Raw genomic sequence first — 18,039 nt, 5'->3', positions numbered from 1 at the left:
GAAGCTGAGGAAATCTGCACCTGCTTTCTTCCGTGGCAGGCTGGACTCGGCGTGACATGCGCGGGACCCGTGGATGTGCGACTGCTGAATGCCGGGGGTCGGACCGTTTCCGGTCACTCACAGACGCCCGAGAGTAACCCTGCCGTGATCAAACGGCCGTAAAGAACGCGAGACGGGGCCGGAGAGCACCAACCCCGACCCCGCCCGTCCGCACCTCTCGGCGAACGTCTTTCACTTGTCAGCGCCCCGCACACCAGCGCCCCGTCGGGGGCGCGGGGCTGCATTTGCTATGCGGCTGCCGCCGCGTGGGCGCGACCAGCCCCCACGGCGCAGCGCCCCGCAACGGCGCTACCGCTTCCCGGCCTTGCGGGCAGCCCGCAGCCACTCCTTGTTCATGCTCGTAATGGACACCAGCGGAATCCCCTTCGGACAGGCCGTCGCGCACTCGCCCGTCAACGTGCACCCCCCGAACCCCTCCGCATCCATCTGCCCCACCATGTCCAGCACCCGCGTCTCCCGCTCGGGCGCCCCCTGCGGCAGCACGTTCAGGTGATTCACCTTGGCGGACGTGAACAGCATCGCCGCCCCGTTCGGGCAGGCCGCGACACACGCCCCGCACCCGATGCACTCCGCGTGCTCGAACGCGAAGTCGGCGTCGGCCTTCGGCACCGCCGTCGCGTGGGCCTCCGGCGCCGCCCCGGTCGGCGCGGTGATGTACCCGCCGGCCTGGATGATCCGGTCGAACGCCGACCGGTCCACCACCAGGTCCTTGACCACCGGGAACGCGGAGGCCCGCCACGGCTCGATGTCGATCGTGTCGCCGTCCTTGAAGGACCGCATGTGCAGCTGGCAGGTGGTGGTGCGCTCCGGTCCGTGCGCGTCCCCGTTGATCACCAGGGAGCACGCGCCGCAGATGCCCTCGCGGCAGTCGTGGTCGAAGGCGACCGGGTCCTCGCCGCGCAGGATGAGTTCCTCGTTGAGGGTGTCGAGCATCTCCAGGAAGGACATGTCGGAGGAGATGCCGTCCACCTCGTACGTGGACATCGCGCCGTCGGCGTCGGCGTTCTTCTGCCGCCAGACGCGCAGGGTGAGCTTCATGCGTAGCTCCGCTGGGTGGGGTGGACGTACTCGAAGACCAGGTCTTCCTTGTGCAGGACCGGGGCGTCCCCGGTGCCGGTGAACTCCCAGGCGGCCGCGTACGCGAACTCGTCGTCCTTGCGGGCGGCCTCGCCGTCGGGCGTCTGGGACTCCTCCCGGAAGTGGCCGCCGCAGGACTCGGCGCGGTGCAGCGCGTCGAGGCACATCAGCTCGGCGAGTTCCAGGTAGTCGACGATGCGGTTGGCCTTCTCCAGGGACTGGTTGAACTCCTCGCCGGTCCCCGGCACCTTGATCCGCCGCCAGAACTCCTCCCGGATCTGCGGGATCCGTTCGAGTGCCTTGCGCAGACCGGCGTCCGTGCGGGCCATGCCGCAGAACTCCCACATGAGTTCGCCGAGTTCGCGGTGGAAGGAGTCCGGCGTACGGTCGCCGTCGACCGACAGCAGCAGGTTCAGCCGGTCCTCGGTCTCGGCCAGCACCTCCTGGACGACGGGGTGCTGGGCCGTCACCGCCTCCTGGTGGGGGTTGCGGGCGAGGTAGTCGTTGATGGTGGCCGGGAGGACGAAGTAGCCGTCGGCCAGGCCCTGCATCAGCGCACTCGCGCCGAGCCGGTTGGCGCCGTGGTCGGAGAAGTTGGCCTCGCCGACCGCGAACAGGCCGGGGACGGTGGTCTGGAGGTCGTAGTCGACCCACAGCCCGCCCATCGTGTAGTGCACGGCGGGGTAGATCCGCATCGGCACCTCGTACGGGTCCTCGTCCGTGATCCGCTGGTACATGTCGAAGAGGTTGCCGTACTTCGCCTCGACGGCCTTCCGCCCCATCCGCCTGATCGCGTCGGCGAAGTCCAGATAGACACCCTGCCCGCCCGGGCCGACGCCCCGACCCTCGTCGCAGACGTTCTTCGCGGCACGGGAGGCGATGTCGCGCGGGACCAGGTTGCCGAAGGACGGGTAGATGCGCTCCAGGTAGTAGTCGCGCTCGTCCTCGGGGATCCGGTTCGCGGGCCGGGTGTCGCCCTTGGCCTTGGGCACCCAGATCCGGCCGTCGTTGCGCAGCGACTCGCTCATCAGGGTCAGCTTGGACTGGTGGTCGCCGGTGCGCGGGATGCAGGTGGGGTGGATCTGCGTGAAACAGGGGTTGGCGAAGTAGGCGCCGCGCCGGTGCGCCCGCCAGATCGCGGTGGCGTTGGAGTTCATGGCGTTCGTCGACAGGTAGAAGACGTTGCCGTAGCCGCCGCTGGCGAGGACGACGGCGTCCGCGAAGTACGTGTCGATCCTGCCGGTGATCAGGTCCCGGGCCACGATCCCGCGCGCCCGGCCGTCGACGACGATCACGTCGAGCATCTCGGTGCGCGGGTGCATCTCCACGTTCCCGGCGGCGATCTGCCTGCTGAGCGCCTGGTAGGCGCCGAGCAGCAGCTGCTGGCCCGTCTGGCCGCGGGCGTAGAAGGTGCGGGACACCTGGACGCCGCCGAAGGACCGGGTGTCGAGCAGGCCGCCGTACTCACGCGCGAACGGCACGCCCTGCGCCACGCACTGGTCGATGATCTCGACGGAGATCTGCGCGAGGCGGTGGACGTTGGACTCGCGGGCCCGGAAGTCGCCGCCCTTGACGGTGTCGTAGAACAGCCGGTGGACGGAGTCGCCGTCGTTGCGGTAGTTCTTCGCCGCGTTGATACCGCCCTGCGCGGCGATGGAGTGGGCGCGGCGCGGCGAGTCCTGGTAGCAGAACTGGACGACGTGGTAGCCCTGTTCGGCGAGGGTGGCGCCGGCGGATCCGCCGGCCAGGCCGGTGCCGACGACGATCACCGTGTGCTTGCGCCGGTTGGCGGGGTTGACCAGCTTGGCCTCGAAACGGCGCCTGTCCCAGCGTTCGGCGACCGGGCCGGCGGGGGCCTTGCCGTCGGCGACCGCTTCACCGGTCGTGTAGTTCACGTAGTCGGTCATGTTCAGCTCACCACTCCGGTCATGACACCCACGGGTACGGCGATGAAACCGGCCGTGAGCAGCAGCGCGAGGACGTTGGCCGTGGCCTTGAGGGCGCGGTCGCGGGTGCGGCTGCCGGCGCCGAGGGTCTGGGCGGCGCTCCAGAAGCCATGCCGCACGTGCAGGCCGAGCGCGAGCATCGCGACGATGTAGATGACGTCGCCGTACCAGGTGGAGAAGGTGTCCACGACGTTCTGGTACGGGTGGCCCTCCTGGAAGCCGCCGGAGTGCACGGTGCCGGTGGTCAGGTCGAGGATGTGCCAGACGATGAACAGGCCGAGGATGATCCCGCCCCAGCGCATCGTGCGGGTGGCGTAGCTGGCCCGGGGCCTGCCGTGCACGTACTTGGTGGGGCGGGCCTTGATGTCGCGGCGGCTGAGCTGGTAGGCGGAGGTGGCGTGGGCGACCACGGCGACGACCAGGACGATCCTGATGAGCCAGAGCGTCCACTCGTAGTGCATGAACGGTTCGCCGATGGTGCGCAGCCAGTGGGCGTAGTGGTTGAACTCGCCCGCCCCGAAGTAGATCTTCAGGTTCCCGATCATGTGGACGACCAGGTAGAGCAGCATGATCAGGCCGCTCACGGCCATCACCGTCTTCTTGCCGACGGAGCTGTCCCACATCGTGCGCGCCATGGACGGCCGTCGGTCCGTCCGCGTTGCCAGAGCCATGGGGACGACGCTAAGGCCGGATGACCCGATCGGTCCAAGACATGGCACGGCTGGATTCCATAGCTGGAAGCTATCGTGTCACCATGCAGTTCCAGCAGCTTCAGTACTTCGTCGCCGTGGCCGAGACCCGGCACTTCACCCGGGCCGCCGAGCTGGTCCATGTCGCCCAGCCGTCGCTGTCCCAGCAGATCAAGGCGCTGGAGCGGGAGCTCGGGGCGGATCTGTTCCTGCGGGCGCGCGGGAACATCACGCTGACCGACGCCGGCGAGGCGCTGCTGCCGCTGGCCCGGCGGATCCTCGCGGACGCGGACACCGCCCGGCACGAGGTGCAGGAGCTGGTGCAGCTGCGGAGCGGGCGGGTGCGGCTGGGGGCGACGCCGAGTCTGTGCACCGGGTTGCTGCCGGACGTGCTGCGGGCGTTCCACGACCGGTATCCGGGGATCCAGCTGCTGATCGAGGAGAGCGGGTCCCACGACCTGGTACGGGAGCTGGCGCGCGGGGCGCTGGACCTGGCGCTCATCGTGCTGCCGCTGCCGCCGGCGTCGCCCGCGCTGACGACCGTGGAGCTGCTGCGCGAGGACCTGGTGGTGGTGTCCTCGCCCGAGGCGACGGCGCCCGGGCGGGGGCGCGGTGGGGTGAGGATCTCCGACCTGGAGGGGGAGCGGCTGGTGATGTTCCGGCACGGGTACGACCTGCGGGAGCTGACCGTCGCGGCGTGCCGCTCCGCGGGGTTCGAGCCGGGGTTCGCCGTCGAGGGGGGTGAGATGGACGCGGTGCTGGGGTTTGTGCGGGCGGGGCTGGGGGTGGCCGTGGTGCCCCGGATGGTCGCCGCCCGGTCGGGGCGCGGGCTTCGGGTCACTCCGTTGGCTCGGCCGGGTCTGCACCGGACCATCGCGTTGGCGCACCGGAGTGACGTGGCGCCGCCTCGGGCCGCTCGGGAGCTTCAGAGGATGCTGTTGGAGCGGTGAGAGTGCCCGTCGGCGCCGTTCTGGTTGATCACCGGTGGGGGCGCAGGGTCGTGCGTGGCTGGTCGCGCAGTTCCCCGCGCCCCTTTGGGGCGCTCAACCCGTGGCGTCCACCAAGGCCAGGTCGTGCAGGCGCTCCGGTGGGCCCGGGCGGGCGTAGTACCAGCCCTGGGCGGTGTCGCAGCCGAGTATGCGGAGTTGTTCGGCCTGGGCGCCGGTCTCCACGCCCTCCACCGTGACCGCCAGGTCCAGGCTGTGGGCGAGGGTGACGATGCCCTCCACGATCTTGAGGTCGACCGGGTCCGCCGGGAACTGCTGCATGCTCTGGGTGAAGGAGCGGTCCAGCTTGAGGATGCTCACGGGCAGGCGGCGCAGGTTCGCGAGGTTCGAGTAGCCGGTGCCGAAGTCGTCCAGGGCGATGTCCACGCCCATCTCGGCGAGGCGCCGCAGGGGTTTGAGGAGGTCGTCGTCGGCGCCGATGAGCGCGGACTCGGTGACCTCCAGGCAGAGGGCGTCCGGGGCCACCCCGGTCCGCTCCAGGATGTCCACCGTGTCCTGGACCAGGCCCGGGTGGGAGAGCTGGCACGGGGACAGGTTGACGTTGATCCGCAGCGGACCGGCGCTGTCGTGCTCGCCGTAGCGTTCTCGCCACTCGCGGGCCTGGCGGATCGACTCCTCCAGGACCCAGCGGCCCAACGGGACGATGAGCCCCGTGTGTTCGGCGAGCGGGATGAACCGGTCGGGGCCGAGGACCCCGTGCTGCGGATGCAGCCAGCGGACCAGTGCCTCGGCGCCGCGGACACTGCCGTCGCCGAGGTGGACCAGCGGCTGGTACTCGATGAAGAACTCGCCCCGGTCCAGGGCGGCCGGCAGCGCCGTGGTCAGGCCGTGCCGGGTGATCGCGCGGGCGTCCGCCTCCGGGTCGGCCAGTTCGAAGCGGTTGCCGCCCGCCGACTTGGCCCGGTACATCGTGATGTCGGCGCTGCGCAGCACCTCGGCCGGGGTCCGCTCGCCGGCCGGACCCTCGACGATGCCGATGGAGCCGCGGACCATGAGTTCACGGCCGTCGATGCGGATCGGGGTGACCAGGGCGTTCATGATGCGGTCGGCCAGGTCGTCGACCTCGCGCTGGGTGGCCGGCCCGGTGGTCAGGGCCACGAACTCGTCGCCGCCGAGCCGGGCGACCATCTCGCCGGGCGCCGTCGCGCAGGACTGCAGCCGGTCGGCGACCTCCACGAGCAGCCGGTCGCCGGCCGAGTGGCCGAGGCTGTCGTTGATGGTCTTGAAGCCGTCCAGGTCGAGGTAGCACAGGCCGAAGCGCTGGCCCTCGCCGGCCGCCAGGGCCTTCTCCAGGCGCTCGAAGAACAGCGTGCGGTTGGGCAGGCCGGTGAGCGCGTCGTGGGTGGCCTCGTAGCGCAGCCGGAGGTTGAGCAGGCGGCGCTCGGTGGTGTCCTCCATGAGGGCCAGCTGGTACTGCGGCTCGCCGTCCGCGTCCCGGAGCAGGGAGACGGTCAGGTTGGTCCACAGGACCGTTCCGTCGGAGCGGTTGAACGCCTTTTCGACGTGGTAGTGCTCGCGTTCGCCGCGCACCAGCTCCTCGTAGAGGCGCCAGGTCTGCGGCGCGTCCTCGGGATGCGCCCACTCCACGACCTTGCGGCCGCGCAGGGTCTGTTCGGAGCCGCCGAACATGCGCAGCAGCGCGCCGTTCACCTGGAGGACGTTGCCTTCGAGGTCGGCGATGCCGATTCCTATCGCCGCGCCCTCGAAGACGGCGCGGAAGCGGGCCTCGCTGGCGTGCAGCGCCTGCGCGACCACGCCCTGCGCGCGCAACGCGGCCTGGGCGATGGCCTCCTGCTCGGCCAGCGTGCGCTCACGCAGCGCCTGGGCGAACCCGGCGGCCATCGCGTGCTGGATCCGCGAGGACCGCATCCGCAGCTCGTCCTGGGGGCCGTCCTCGCCGCAGTACAGGACCAGGTACGCGTCGACGCAGTCGAGGGAGCGGGTCAGCGCCTCGGGGTCGGTGCAGTGCGCGTCGATCAGCGCGGCGCCCACCTGCCTGGCCTCGTCGGTGTCGAAGCCGTGCGCCAGCAGGATCTCGCTCAGGCGGCGGGCCAGCGGCAGCAGCTGCTCCTCGAACTCCCGGCGGGTCAGGGACGTCGAGGTGACCGGGAACACCGCCCGGCTCCAGATCGTCGCGAACCTGCGCAGTCTGTCCTCCGGGCCGCCCGGCTCCGCGGTCACGCCGTGATCCCCACGCCGGCGAATCCGGAGAAGGCATACGGATCCTCGTCCTCCGGCGCCGACTCCGGCCGCCAGCGCGGCATCGGCACCAGTCCGGGTTCCACCATGTCGTACCCCTCGAAGAACCGCGCGATCTCGTCGCGCGAGCGCATGATCAGCGGGTTGCGAATGTCCTTGTATACGTCCACCGCGCCCTCGGCCCGCTCGGCCGGCAACGGGATTCCCTCGTACGAGGCATGCGTGAGAACAAGCAGGCTGCCGGGCGCGAGTGCGTCGCGCAGCTGTGCCACTGCCCCGTACGGGTCGTCCGCGTCTTCCACGAAGTGCAGTATGGCAACGAGAAGCAGCGCCACTGGCCGATTCAGGTCGATCAGGTGCTCCACCTGAGGGCTGGACAGGATCTCCTGGGGCTTGCGGAGGTCGGCGGCGACCACGTCCGCGTCCTCGTTGCCCGCCAGCACGGCGTTGCTGTGCGCCACGGCCACCGGGTCGTGGTCGACGTACACCACGCGGGCGCCGGGGTGCGCCGCCTGCGCGACCTCGTGGACGTTGCCGAAGGTGGGGATGCCGGAACCGATGTCCAGGAACTGGTCGATGCCGGTGGCCACGGCGTGGCGGACGGCGCGGCGCATGAAGGCGCGGTTGGCCTGCATGATCTTCGGCAGGCCGGGCAGGTGGGTCATCGCCTTGCGGGCCGCTTCCCGGTCGACCTCGAAATTGTGCGAACCGCCCAGGTAGTAGTCGTAGATACGCGAAACGCTCGGCACCGAGATGTCGATGCTCCGTGGGGCCCAGGCGGGACGCTCCATGTATCTCTCCAAGACTGAGACGATCCGGTGTTCGAGCTGAGGCTACTGATCGCCTGCGAACAGGGGTAGCCGAAACGGAAATTGACCATCCGTTCCCGGTCACCACCTGGGAATTCGGTGTTCGATTTGGGGCGCGTTCGGTTTGTTCGTCGGGTGCGGGTGATTCGTGGTTGCTCGCGCCCACGCGGCGGAGCCGCACATCGATACAGCCCCGCGCCCCTTCGGGAGCGCTTCACCTCGGGACGCCAAGAAGCCCGCCCCCTCCGTGCGGTGTGGAGGGGGCGGGCGGTCGTGCGTCGTTGCGTGTCGTCGTCCGGGACTCTCGCTAGCTCGGCGCGCCGACCAGCTTTCCTTCGGGCGAGACGGCGTACCAAGTGCCGCCGACGCCCTGGCCGTTGGTGTCCCCTGCCTTCGCGTCACCGGAGAAGGTGTAGATGGGCCAGCAGTTGACCGTCTGCTGCTTCTGGCCGTTGTCGGGCCGGGTGAAGCCCATCAGGCCCTTCTTCACGATGCCCTTGGTGTCGTCCGAGGAGACCTCGGCCACGGCCGGCCACTTGGTCAGGCAGTCGCCCGTGCAGTTCGAAACGACCTTGGGCCATGCCTTGTCCTTGATGAAGCGGTAGACGGTCATGCCGTTCTTGTCGACGACGATGTCGCCGAGCTTGGCGTCCTTGCGGACCGACAGACCGGGCAGGGCGGCCAGCGTGGCCTTCTTGCCGTCGGGGGCGGTGGCGAACCACTTGCCGCCCACCCCCTGGCCGTTGACGTCACCGGCGTTGACGTCCTTGGCGTAGCGGTACATCGGCCAGCCGGCGACGGTCAGCTGCTTGGTGCCGTCGGAGCGGGTGACCTCGCCGAGCAGCGACTTGTCGATGCCCTCACCGGCCGAGGCGTCGTCGGCGGGCACCGGCGGCCAGGTGGTGGCGCAGTCGCCGTCACAGTTCGACTTGGGGGGATTGGCGGTGTCCGCGTCGAAACGGTAGAGGGTGAGGCCGCTGCCGTCGGTCAGCACCTTGCCCAGGTCGGGGTTGGTGGCGACGGCCAGCTTGCCGGCGGGGGCGACCGCGGCCGGGGAGCCGGAGGCCTGGCTGCCGTCGGCACCGTAGCCGTTGCCCGCACCGGTGGAGGCGGAGGCGGAGGGGTTGGTGATGCTGCCGATGCCGGCCGGCGCCGTGGCGCCGACGTTCTGGGCCGCCGAGGACGGAGTGGTCGGGTTGCTCTGACCGCACGCCGTCGCGAACACCATCACCCCCGCGGCCGTGGCCACCATCGAGGCGCTCCTCCACGAGGTCTTCATCGTCAACTCCCCATAATCGCCTGGTTATTGCAGCGCCTCTGCGCCGCCGCACGACACCAGGTACGGATGCCGGGGGCCGAAGTGTTCAACGGGCGCACAAATTTCTTTCGGGACACCGTGGCCGCGGACCGCGTCCCGCACGGGCGTACGCTTCGAGCCATTCGCGATGCGATGTGATTCAAACCGGTTTACGTCACATGTACCCCGTTCGGGCCAATCATCCGGTACTCCGGCGTGCGACGGCGCCCGACGCCTCATGATCTCCGTCGTGCATGCACCCGAAGCGACCAGACTCGCGCCCGTCCCAAGGGTGTTGGCCCTGCTGACGCTGACGTGGGCCCTGGCGGGCTGCCCGGTCGGCACGGCGTCGGCCGACGCCTGCGCCTCCGCCTCGACGGGCCCCGACGGCATCCACGCGGTGGCCGTCGCCGGGGACTCCTGGCCCACTCCCCCGCCGTGTCCGGAGCCCACCCCGCCGCCCTGCCCCACGCCGTCCCCGACGCCCACGCCGACCCCCACCCCGCCCCCGAAGCCCCCGCCGAAACCCACGCCGACGCCGAAGCCGCCGCGCGCCACCCCGCCGGCACCGCGCCCGGCGCCACCGCCACCACCCCGGCGGGCGCCGGCCCCGAAGCCCACGCCCACCCCCACCCCGCCACCGGCACCGCGGCCCCGGCCGAAGCCGACGCCGACCCCCACCCCGTCGCCGAAGCCCACCCCGCGGCCCTCGCCGACCCCGGTGACCTACCCGGCGTACCACGTCCAGTCGACCGGTGCGACGGCCCCGAACCGCACCTCCCCGGTCACCTACGTCCTGCTCATCGCCGTACCCGCGATCATCGCCGTCGCCGCGTTCCGCGCGCGCTGACGGCCGGCCCACTGATTCCTGGAGGCTTCCGTTGCCGGATTGGCTTGTTCTCGTCCTCGCGATGCTCGCGGCCGTCGCCGTGGTCGTCATCATCACCCTCCTCCGCGACAAGAGGGCGGCGGAGGACGAGGATCCCTCCGAGACGCCGGACGTCATCGAGTACATGACCATGTGGATCGGCGTCATCTACGCCATCGTCCTCGGTCTGGCGGTGGCCGGGGTGTGGGAGGCCCGCAGCGCCGCCCAGGACCATGTGCAGGCGGAGGCCCAGGCGCTGCACGAGATCTACGAACGGGTGCGGGTGTATCCGCCCGAGACGCGTGACCGGATCCGGGCGGACGTCGACGCCTACGTCGCCCAGGTCGTCGACAAGGAATGGAAGGAGATGGCCGCCCACGGCCGGCTCTCCCAGCACGGCGCCGAGCTGCTCGCGCAGATCCGTCAGGACGTCACCGACTACGAGCCGAAGACCGACTTCCAGGCGCAGGCCTACCAGCCGCTGGTGGACCAGGTGGCCGCCCTCGACCAGGCGCGCAGCGCCCGGGCCGACGCGACCGGGGCGACCATGCCGAACGTGGTGTGGATCGGGCTGCTGACCGGAGCCGCGATCACCATCGGGATGGTCTTCGCACTGCAGATCAGGCGCACCCGGCGCGAGCTGATCCTCGCCGGCCTGTTCTCCGCGACCATCACCTTCATGCTGTTCCTGATCTGGGACTTCGACGAACCGTACAGCCGGGGCATCACGGCGACGGCACAGCCGTTCCTGAACCTCTTCCCGCACATCAGGGGTTAGGTGACGCACCGGGGGACACCGCACCGCGCCACGCCGCCGGCGTCCCCCGGACGGCCCAGTTCTCTCCCCCGTTCGCTCTACAGCGTTCGCGCGCATGTGCGGAGGTTTCTAGCGTTCCGATCATCGAGGTGCATTCCCGGCACCGGCGGAACAGGTCCGCATGCCGCTCCTCGGGGACCGGAGGAACCACCATGCGCGCGATACGCATTGCTTCGGCCGCACTGCTGGGCCTCGGCGCCCTCGCCCTCTGCGCTCCGGTCATCCTCGCGAGCGACACCGGCGGCGGGGGCCGGGACGGTCGCCCGTCCTTCGGCTTCCGGGTCACGCCCACCACCGTCGCGGCGGGCGGCCGGGTCAGTCTGCACCTGGACCGCGGCAGCGGCTGCCGGGGCGCCGCGACGGTCACCTCGGGTCTCTTCGACACGGTCCGCATCCCGTCGGAACGGGACTCGGTGACGGCCACGGTCGACCGGACCGCGCAGTCGCAGGCGTCCTACCGGGTGACGATCGTCTGCGACGGCACGAGCGCCTCGACCGAGTTGGCCATCGCGAGCAGCACGTCGGCCGGACACGGTGACGGGCACCCGGACGGGACCAGTGCGGGAGACGGGCGCACCGACGAGCGCACCGACGCGCGCGGCGAGAGCGACAGCAGCGGCAACAGCAGCGGCAACAGCAACAACAACAACAACAGCACGGACAGTCGCGCCGACAGTGCTGCCGCCGGCGGCACGGACAGTGGTGGTTCGGACAGCCGCCAGGCGCTCAACCCGCAGCCCCTGCCGCCCAGGCGGGGTGTGCAGGCCGGTGAGGGCGGCAGCATCGACGGGTTCGACCTCGAGGAGATCGGCCTCGGCGCCGCGCTCGTCGTGGGGTCGGTCGGTTCGGCGTACCGGCGCTCTCGCAGGCACGCCGACGAGGACGGCGCCTGAACACGGTGCGGCCGGGCGGCCCGGTGCCCCGGTCCGCCGCGGGACCGGGACACAGGCCCGCCGGATCAGAGCCGCTTCTCGCTCCGGCGGCGCAGCCAGAATCCGCAGCCGGCGAGCACGGCCGCGCCCACCAGGCCGCCGCCGATCGCCATGTCCGCCGGGGTGGCCCCACTGGAGACGCTGCCGCCGAGCCCGCCGTGCACCCCGCCGAGCACGAAGAAGGCGTCCCGCCGGAGCAGGGTGCGCCCGTCGCAACGCACGGTCAGGTCGTACGGGCCGGGGCTGGCGTTCCGTTCGATGGTGGCGACACCGCGCGCCATGTCACCGCCGAACGGGAACAGCGATGTCGTACGGAAGGCGCGGGAGGTCATGACGCCGCTGCGGCAGTTGTTGACGGTGACGGTGATCCGCTGGCCGGTGGCGATCGACCGGGGCTGGACGTCGATGTCACGCCCGTCGTCACCCCGGCCGCCGAAGTTGTCGAAGCGCCCCTCGTCACCCCGGCCGCCGAAGTTGTCGAAGCGCCCCTCGTCACCCCGGCCGCCGAAGTTGTCGAAGCGCCCGTCGCCACCCCGGCCGCCGAACTCGTCCCTGCCCCGTCCGCGGTTGTTGTTGAAACGCCCGTCGCCGAACCCGCCCACCCCGTATCCGGGGACCACGACGCCGGGGACCGCGACCCCGGGGACCACTCCGACACCACCGACACCGCCGATACCGACACCGCCGACACCGGCCCCGGGGGCGACGCCCACCCCGCCGACCCCGGTCCCGGGGGCTACGCCCGTTCCACCGACGACCGGGGCCTGGGTGTTGGGCGGACCGCCGGGGTTGCCCAGGTCGTCGGCGACGGCCATGGGGGCGGCGGCGCCGAGAACGGCGACCACTGTGCACGCGGCCGCCAGCGCACGTGAGTTTCGCATCTCTTCCTCCGCGGAAGGCGCCCCGGGAACGGTCCCCGGTGGATCGGCGAGAAAGCACCTCCCGAATAGACCCTCAGATGCCCAGAACACGCCCGCATGTCGAGAATGGTCCGTCCTGGTGAGGGGACACGCCGAACGAAAAGCGCACAATCGGATATTGCCGCAGGTCACGGACCGTCAGAAAAAACCTGAGAACGGCAACTCGGATGGCGCACCGGAATACGCGCGGGCCACCCGTTCGCCCGCCGCCCCGTCGCCGCACGCGCGCGGGGGACTTAGCTTTTTCCCATGCGCGATAGGGACCCGAGGGCGGCCGCGTCGAGAGGGGATGGCGAATGTCTGCGTCCGAACTTTCCGAGGTGGCCGAAGAGGAGGAGCGGCGGAGGAAGCGTGCCCCCTGGGGCGTGATAGCGCTCGTTCTGCTGACCGGTCTGGCACTCATTCGGAACGGTTCGGGAGAGTTCGACGTCGGTCCTCCGCAGCCGGCCTCGGCCGCCGCCCCCGACAGCCGTACCACGGTTCCGGGGACCTTCGCCACGGCGCCCGCCGCGCTGCCGTTCGCCGCGGCGGACCGGATCAGGATCCCGGCGATCCGGGTCGACGCTCCGGTGATGCCGGTGGGTCTGGACACGGACGGCTGGATCGCGGCGCCGCCGCCGGACGACCCGAATCTGGCCGGATGGTTCACCGGGGGTGTCTCGCCCGGGGAGAAGGGCACGTCCGTCGTCGTGGGCCATGTCGACAACACGAAGGGCCCGGCGGTCTTCTACGGGCTCGGTTCCCTGAAGAAGGGCAACCGGATCGAGGTCGACCGGCAGGACGGCCGGACGGCGGTGTTCGAGATCTACGGAATCGAGGTCTTCGCGAAGGCCGGCTTCCCGGGCGACCGGGTCTACGGTTCCAAGGGCACACCGGAGTTGCGGGTCATCACCTGCGGCGGCGGTTTCTCGAAGCAGAACGGCTACGACGGGAACGTGGTGGTCTTCGCCCGCCTGGTCGAGGCCCGCTGAGGCCACCACCGGGCGGGCGCGGGCCCGTTCAGGTCCGGCGGCGCGGCACGGTCAGGCGGTAGCCGTTGTCCAGCAGATAGGGCAGGTACTCGCGCAGGGCCTTGACACTCTGGGAGCGGTCGCCCCCGGCGTCGTGGGAGAGGACCACGACACCGGGGGCGGCGCCGTTCTCGATCGTGTCGACGATGGTGCGGGTGCCCGGTTCGGTCCAGTCGGTGCTGTCGACGGTCCAGGCCATCGGCTCCATGCCCATCTCGGCGCCGAGTTGGAAGGCCGCACGGTTCCAGGCGCCGTAGGGGGCGCGGAACCACTGCGGGCGTTCGCCGTAGGTGTCCTCGATGGCGTCGCTGGTGCTCGTCATCTCGTCGCGGATCTCGCGGCGGTTCAGGGTGGTCAGCAGCGGATGCGTCCAGGTGTGGTTGCCCACGACGTGGCCCGCCTCGGCCATCCGCGCGACCAGCTCCCGGTTCACGACGATGCACTCCCCGCACAGGAAGAACATCGCCCGCACGTCGTACTTGGCGAGGGTGTCCAGGATGTGCGGGGTGTAGTTCGGGTTGGGGCCGTCGTCGAAGGTGAGCATCATGCGTCTGCCGCTTCGGGAGATCTCCGTGATGGGTTCCTTGCGGACCTTGAGCTTGCGCGGCGCGGTGGACGGCGTGCCGTACCCGGTGAGCGGCTGGAGCCGGAAGGCGGAGGACTTGAGCGCCGGGCGGGCCTGCGGTCCCGCGGCCGGGACGGCCCCGCCGGCCGTGTCCTCGGCGCTGCCCGCCAGCACGATGCCCGCGGTTCCCGCGGCTCCCAGTGCGGCGCCGCCGGCGAGCAGCAGCCGGCGACGGGTGAACAACTGATCCTTCTGCATGACTCATGAGTCGCCCGGCAGGACTCCGGCGCAGCACATCAACACCGGTGCGGCGGTGGGAAAGCACCCGCACGGACCAGCAACAAAAGGTTTCGGTAAGAAAAGGCCAAAAAACATCAGCGGCGGCGGACGAGGGGGAAGGGGAGCGTCTCGCGGATGGTCAGGCCGGTGAGGAACATGACCAGCCGGTCGACGCCGATGCCGAGCCCGCCGGTGGGCGGCATCGCGTATTCGAGGGCGTCGAGGAAGTCCTCGTCGAGTTCCATCGCCTCGGGGTCGCCGCCGGCGGCGAGCAGCGACTGGGCGGTGAGCCGGCGGCGCTGTTCGAGGGGGTCGGTCAGTTCGGAGTAGGCGGTGCCGAGTTCGGTGCCGAAGGCGACCAGGTCCCAGCGCTCGGCGAGCCGGGGGTCGGTGCGGTGCTGCCGGGTGAGCGGGGAGACGTCGGTGGGGAAGTCCTTGTAGAAGGTGGGCAGCCTGGTGCGTTCCTCCACCAGGCGTTCGTACATCTCGAGGACCACGTCGCCGGGCCCGTCGTCGGCGGTGTACGGCACCCCGGTCCGGTCGCAGTGGCGGTGCAGCCGCAGCAGCTCGGTGCCGGGGCCGATCTCCTCGCCCAGCACCTCGGAGATCGCCCCGTACACGGTCCTGACCGGCCAGGTGCCCGAGATGTCGTACTCCCGTCCGTCCCTGCGGGCCACCGGCGAGCCGAAGGCGGCGGTCGCGGCGCCCTGGACCAGTTCGCGGGTGAGGTCGAGCATCACTTCGTAGTCGGCGTACGCCTGATAGGCCTCCAGCATCGTGAACTCGGGGTTGTGCTTGTGGGAGACGCCCTCGTTGCGGAAGGTCCGGCCGAGTTCGAAGACCTTCTCCAGGCCGCCGACGCAGAGCCGTTTGAGGTAGAGCTCGGGGGCGATGCGCAGGTGGAGGTCGAGGTCGTAGGCGTTGATGTGGGTGGTGAAGGGGCGGGCGTTGGCGCCGCCGTGGATCTGCTGGAGCATCGGGGTCTCGACCTCCAGGTAGCCCCGGTCCAGGAGCCCCTGGCGCAGCGCCTGTACGACGGTGGAGCGGGTGCGCAGCACGGCGCGGGCGGCGGGGCTGGTGGCGAGGTCGAGGTAGCGGCGGCGGACCCTGGCCTCGGGGTCGGCGAGCCCGCGGTGTTTGTCGGGCAGCGGGCGCAGGCACTTGGCGGTGAGCTGCCAGTCGGTGACGAAGAGGGTCGGTTCGCCCTGGTCGCTGACGCCCATGCGGCCGGTGACGGTGATCTGGTCGCCGATGTCGGTGTCGTCGGTGAACCGGTCGAGCGCGGGTCCGGACCCGTCGCGGGTCAGGGCGAGTTGGCGGTCGCCGGACCAGTCGCGCAGCGTCACGAAGACGATGCCGCCGAAGTCGCGGACCAGCATGATCCGCCCGGCGACGGTGACCGTCTCCCCCTCGCGCACCCCGGCGAGGGCACGGGGCGGTGCGCCGGCGGCCACCGGATAGGGGTCGACGCCCGCCGCCCGCAACCGGTCCAGCTTGCGGCGCCGGACCCGGAACTGGTCCGGCAGGCCGGCGTCCGGCGCGCCGGGCCCGGTTCCGTCCCCTCCGTCGACACCGGGCACCGGCGCGGACTGCGGCGCCTCGACGGGCCGCGGTCCGGTCTGCGGGTGCCCCTTTCCCCAGAGTTTGCGCAGGGACGGTACGGAGACGAATCCTTCGGCGATTCCGGAGGCGAGGCCGACCCGGGCGAGGGAGCCCGCCTCGCCGTAGCAGAGGAAGCGCGGGTACCACTCGGGGCGGTACTTGGCGTTGGAGCGGTACAGCGCCTCCAGCTGCCACCACCGGGAGAAGAAGAGCAGCAGCCGGCGCCACAGCCGCAGCACGGGTCCGGCACCGATGCGGGCGCCTTCCTCGAAGACCGAGCGGAAGACGGCGAAGTTCAGCGAGACGCGGCGGACGCCCAGTTTGGGGGCGGCCTCGCACAGGTCGGCGACCATGAACTCCATGACCCCGTTGGGGGCGGTGCGGTCACGGCGCATCAGGTCGAGGGAGATGCCGTCGCCGCCCCAGGGCACGAAGGAGAGCAGGGCGAGCAGCCGGCCGTCCTCTGCGATGGCCTCGACGAGCAGGCAGTCGCCGTCGGCGGGGTCGCCGAGCCGGTCCAGGGCCATGGAGAAGCCCCGCTCGGTCTCGGTGTCGCGCCAGGCGTCGGCCTTGTCGACGACCTCCTCCATCTCCGTCTCGGTGAGGGTGGCGTGGCGGTGGATGCGGCAGGTCGCGCCGGTGCGCCGGACCCGGTTGACGGCCTGCCGGGTGACGCGCATCTCGCGGCCGCCCAGGTCGAAGTCGCCGACGTGCAGGATCGCCTCGTCGCCGAGTTGCAGGGCGCCGAGCCCGGCGCGGACGTAGGCCCTGGCGCCGTCCTCGGAGGCGCCCATCACCGCGGGCACCCAGGCGTGCCGGCGCGCCACGTCCAGCCAGGCGGCGATGGCGTGCGGCCAGGCCTCCGGGTCGCCGACGGGGTCGCCGCTGGCCAGGCAGACGCCGGCCTCGACCCGGTAGGTGACGGCGGCCTTGCCGCTGGGCGAGAAGACCACGGCCTTGTCGCGCCGGGTGGCGAAGTAGCCGAGGGAGTCCCGGTCGCCGTAGGCCCTGAGGAGGGCACGGATGCGGGCCTCCTCGTCGCCGTGCAGGGCCGCTTCCAGGCGCTGTGAACGGAACAGGGTGGCGGCGGCGTTGAGCAGGGCCAGGGCGCCGAAGAGGCCGAGGAGGAAGGAGACGAAGCGGGGCGGCCGGCCGGCGTAGGTGCGGACGGAGACGAGTCCGCCGCAGACCCGGTCGGCCGCCCAGGCCAGGTGCTGGCCGTGCGGGAGCGAGCCGGGGAAGAGCGAGACCAGGCCCCAGCCGGCCAGGATCGCCACCAGCAGGCCGATCAGCAGGACGGCGAGGGCACGGCGCACGGCGGCTCTCCGGGAGGCGGCGTAGAACTCCCGGCGGGCCACGATCAGCAGGGCCAGGGCGAGTCCGCAGACCACCAGTGAGCTGAACGGGTACCAGCCGAAGCCGAAGGCGACGGTCAGGACGTCGGCCAGCACCAGCAGGCCGAGATAGATCACCACCAGCCACCAGGCGACCTTCTTGCGGGCGGCGGTGGCGCCGCCGAGCAGGAACAGGAAGACCGCGTAGGCCAGGTTGGGGCTGACGGGCACCACGACGGCGTCGATGAAGTGCACGACGGGGTGGAGCAGCACGCGCAGCGGGGCGATGAAGGAGAGCAGGGCGCACAGCAGGGCGAGGGCGCCGAAGAACGTCCCGAAGGCCTCCGGCACCCACGTCAGCCGCCCGCCGCGGGGCGGGCGTATCGGGCCCGCCGGCTCCCTGCCCGTGGCGGGCTCCACGGCGGCACTCATGTCTCCGACTGTAGGAAGGCCCAGCCCGACCCGCCCGTCGAGCGGGTGCGGGCCGTGGGTGGTTGCTCGCGCAGTTCCCCGCGCCCCTGACGGGGCGCCGTGCAGCCCCCTGCCTCTCAGGGGCGCTGGGGGTACCCCCGGCCGAAGGCTGGGGGAGGAACTGCGCGACCAGCCCCCACCGGCCCGCACCCGCTCG

General features: G+C 71.2%; 14 protein-coding genes. 5 read left to right on the top strand and 9 right to left on the bottom strand.

Features of this window, described 5'->3' with window-relative positions:
- Positions 1 to 348: 348 nt before the first annotated feature.
- From ACZ4UV_RS38905 to ACZ4UV_RS38895, 3 genes are read right to left on the bottom strand one after another with little or no spacing between them, the layout of a single operon-like run.
- Entirely contained in the window at positions 349 to 1,098 is a 750-nt protein-coding gene (locus ACZ4UV_RS38905) for a succinate dehydrogenase/fumarate reductase iron-sulfur subunit (RefSeq protein WP_451017384.1), read from the bottom strand.
- Entirely contained in the window at positions 1,095 to 3,044 is a 1,950-nt protein-coding gene (locus ACZ4UV_RS38900; protein ID WP_467844559.1) for a fumarate reductase/succinate dehydrogenase flavoprotein subunit, read from the bottom strand. The genes ACZ4UV_RS38905 and ACZ4UV_RS38900 overlap by 4 nt, the downstream gene beginning before the upstream one ends.
- A gap of 2 nt (positions 3,045 to 3,046) precedes the next feature.
- Positions 3,047 to 3,718 carry a succinate dehydrogenase gene (locus ACZ4UV_RS38895; RefSeq protein ID WP_390041771.1) on the bottom strand — a complete coding sequence of 224 codons (672 nt, stop codon included), beginning with the start codon at positions 3,716 to 3,718 and terminating at the stop codon, positions 3,047 to 3,049.
- Positions 3,719 to 3,837: 119 nt separating this feature from the next.
- On the opposite strand from ACZ4UV_RS38895, the gene ACZ4UV_RS38890 reads away from it, so the two are divergent.
- Entirely contained in the window at positions 3,838 to 4,722 is an 885-nt protein-coding gene (locus ACZ4UV_RS38890; RefSeq protein WP_390041429.1) for a LysR family transcriptional regulator, read from the top strand.
- A 93-nt stretch (positions 4,723 to 4,815) separates the two neighbouring features.
- Here ACZ4UV_RS38890 and ACZ4UV_RS38885 read toward each other — a convergent pair whose 3' ends face one another.
- From ACZ4UV_RS38885 to ACZ4UV_RS38875, 3 genes are all read right to left on the bottom strand, one after another.
- On the bottom strand, positions 4,816 to 6,960 hold the full coding sequence (locus tag ACZ4UV_RS38885) for a putative bifunctional diguanylate cyclase/phosphodiesterase (protein WP_451017383.1): 2,145 nt from the start codon (positions 6,958 to 6,960) through the stop codon (positions 4,816 to 4,818).
- Entirely contained in the window at positions 6,957 to 7,769 is an 813-nt protein-coding gene (locus ACZ4UV_RS38880) for an SAM-dependent methyltransferase (protein WP_467844557.1), read from the bottom strand. Before ACZ4UV_RS38880 ends, ACZ4UV_RS38885 begins: the two co-directional genes overlap by 4 nt.
- A gap of 325 nt (positions 7,770 to 8,094) precedes the next feature.
- The gene (locus ACZ4UV_RS38875) at positions 8,095 to 9,066 is read right to left on the bottom strand and encodes an SCO0930 family lipoprotein (protein ID WP_451017382.1); all 972 of its coding nucleotides are present in this window, start codon (positions 9,064 to 9,066) and stop codon (positions 8,095 to 8,097) included.
- Between the two features lie 268 nt (positions 9,067 to 9,334).
- Here ACZ4UV_RS38875 and ACZ4UV_RS38870 point away from each other — a divergent pair, with 268 nt between their 5' ends.
- The 3 genes from ACZ4UV_RS38870 to ACZ4UV_RS38860 all read left to right on the top strand — a co-directional run bounded on the left by ACZ4UV_RS38870 (position 9,335) and on the right by ACZ4UV_RS38860 (position 11,662).
- Complete coding sequence (locus ACZ4UV_RS38870; RefSeq protein ID WP_451017381.1) at positions 9,335 to 9,934, top strand: hypothetical protein; 600 nt, start codon at positions 9,335 to 9,337, stop codon at positions 9,932 to 9,934.
- Positions 9,935 to 9,965: 31 nt separating this feature from the next.
- Entirely contained in the window at positions 9,966 to 10,730 is a 765-nt protein-coding gene (locus ACZ4UV_RS38865; RefSeq protein WP_451017380.1) for a bestrophin-like domain, read from the top strand.
- Positions 10,731 to 10,921: 191 nt separating this feature from the next.
- Positions 10,922 to 11,662: a hypothetical protein gene (locus tag ACZ4UV_RS38860; RefSeq protein WP_467844554.1), complete on the top strand. Its 741-nt coding sequence runs from the start codon at positions 10,922 to 10,924 to the stop codon at positions 11,660 to 11,662.
- 65 nt (positions 11,663 to 11,727) lie between these two features.
- On the opposite strand, the gene ACZ4UV_RS38855 is transcribed toward ACZ4UV_RS38860, so the two are convergent.
- A complete protein-coding gene (locus tag ACZ4UV_RS38855; RefSeq protein WP_451017378.1) occupies positions 11,728 to 12,582 on the bottom strand; it encodes a hypothetical protein in 855 nt (284 codons plus the stop codon).
- 335 nt (positions 12,583 to 12,917) lie between these two features.
- Between ACZ4UV_RS38855 and ACZ4UV_RS38850 the strand changes: the two genes are divergently transcribed.
- Positions 12,918 to 13,592 carry a class F sortase gene (locus tag ACZ4UV_RS38850; protein ID WP_351501991.1) on the top strand — a complete coding sequence of 225 codons (675 nt, stop codon included), beginning with the start codon at positions 12,918 to 12,920 and terminating at the stop codon, positions 13,590 to 13,592.
- Positions 13,593 to 13,620: 28 nt separating this feature from the next.
- Here the strand turns inward: ACZ4UV_RS38850 and ACZ4UV_RS38845 are convergent, their stop codons facing one another.
- Both ACZ4UV_RS38845 and lysX read right to left on the bottom strand, forming a co-directional pair.
- On the bottom strand, positions 13,621 to 14,454 hold the full coding sequence (locus ACZ4UV_RS38845) for a polysaccharide deacetylase family protein (RefSeq protein WP_451017377.1): 834 nt from the start codon (positions 14,452 to 14,454) through the stop codon (positions 13,621 to 13,623).
- Between the two features lie 116 nt (positions 14,455 to 14,570).
- Positions 14,571 to 17,843 carry a bifunctional lysylphosphatidylglycerol synthetase/lysine--tRNA ligase LysX gene (lysX, locus tag ACZ4UV_RS38840; protein ID WP_467844550.1) on the bottom strand — a complete coding sequence of 1,091 codons (3,273 nt, stop codon included), beginning with the start codon at positions 17,841 to 17,843 and terminating at the stop codon, positions 14,571 to 14,573.
- Between the last annotated feature and the right edge of the window lie 196 nt (positions 17,844 to 18,039).

The organism is Streptomyces sp. NPDC028289 (genome assembly GCF_055565975.1).
Note: the sequence above shows the minus strand (reverse complement) of the source record. Positions and strands in the feature narration are given on the sequence as shown.

Bases quoted from the DNA above. Each gene is read 5' to 3' on its own strand.
- ACZ4UV_RS38890 (WP_390041429.1), top strand. From the start codon at position 3,838: ATGCAGTTCCAGCAGCTTCAGTACTTCGTCGCCGTGGCCGAGACCCGG.
- ACZ4UV_RS38895 (WP_390041771.1), bottom strand. From the start codon at position 3,718: ATGGCGCGCACGATGTGGGACAGCTCCGTCGGCAAGAAGACGGTGATG.
- ACZ4UV_RS38850 (WP_351501991.1), top strand. From the start codon at position 12,918: ATGTCTGCGTCCGAACTTTCCGAGGTGGCCGAAGAGGAGGAGCGGCGG.
- ACZ4UV_RS38845 (WP_451017377.1), bottom strand. From the start codon at position 14,454: ATGCAGAAGGATCAGTTGTTCACCCGTCGCCGGCTGCTGCTCGCCGGC.
- ACZ4UV_RS38860 (WP_467844554.1), top strand. From the start codon at position 10,922: ATGCGCGCGATACGCATTGCTTCGGCCGCACTGCTGGGCCTCGGCGCC.
- lysX (WP_467844550.1), bottom strand. From the start codon at position 17,843: ATGAGTGCCGCCGTGGAGCCCGCCACGGGCAGGGAGCCGGCGGGCCCG.
- ACZ4UV_RS38855 (WP_451017378.1), bottom strand. From the start codon at position 12,582: ATGCGAAACTCACGTGCGCTGGCGGCCGCGTGCACAGTGGTCGCCGTT.
- ACZ4UV_RS38880 (WP_467844557.1), bottom strand. From the start codon at position 7,769: ATGGAGCGTCCCGCCTGGGCCCCACGGAGCATCGACATCTCGGTGCCG.
- ACZ4UV_RS38905 (WP_451017384.1), bottom strand. From the start codon at position 1,098: ATGAAGCTCACCCTGCGCGTCTGGCGGCAGAAGAACGCCGACGCCGAC.
- ACZ4UV_RS38875 (WP_451017382.1), bottom strand. From the start codon at position 9,066: ATGAAGACCTCGTGGAGGAGCGCCTCGATGGTGGCCACGGCCGCGGGG.
- ACZ4UV_RS38900 (WP_467844559.1), bottom strand. From the start codon at position 3,044: ATGACCGACTACGTGAACTACACGACCGGTGAAGCGGTCGCCGACGGC.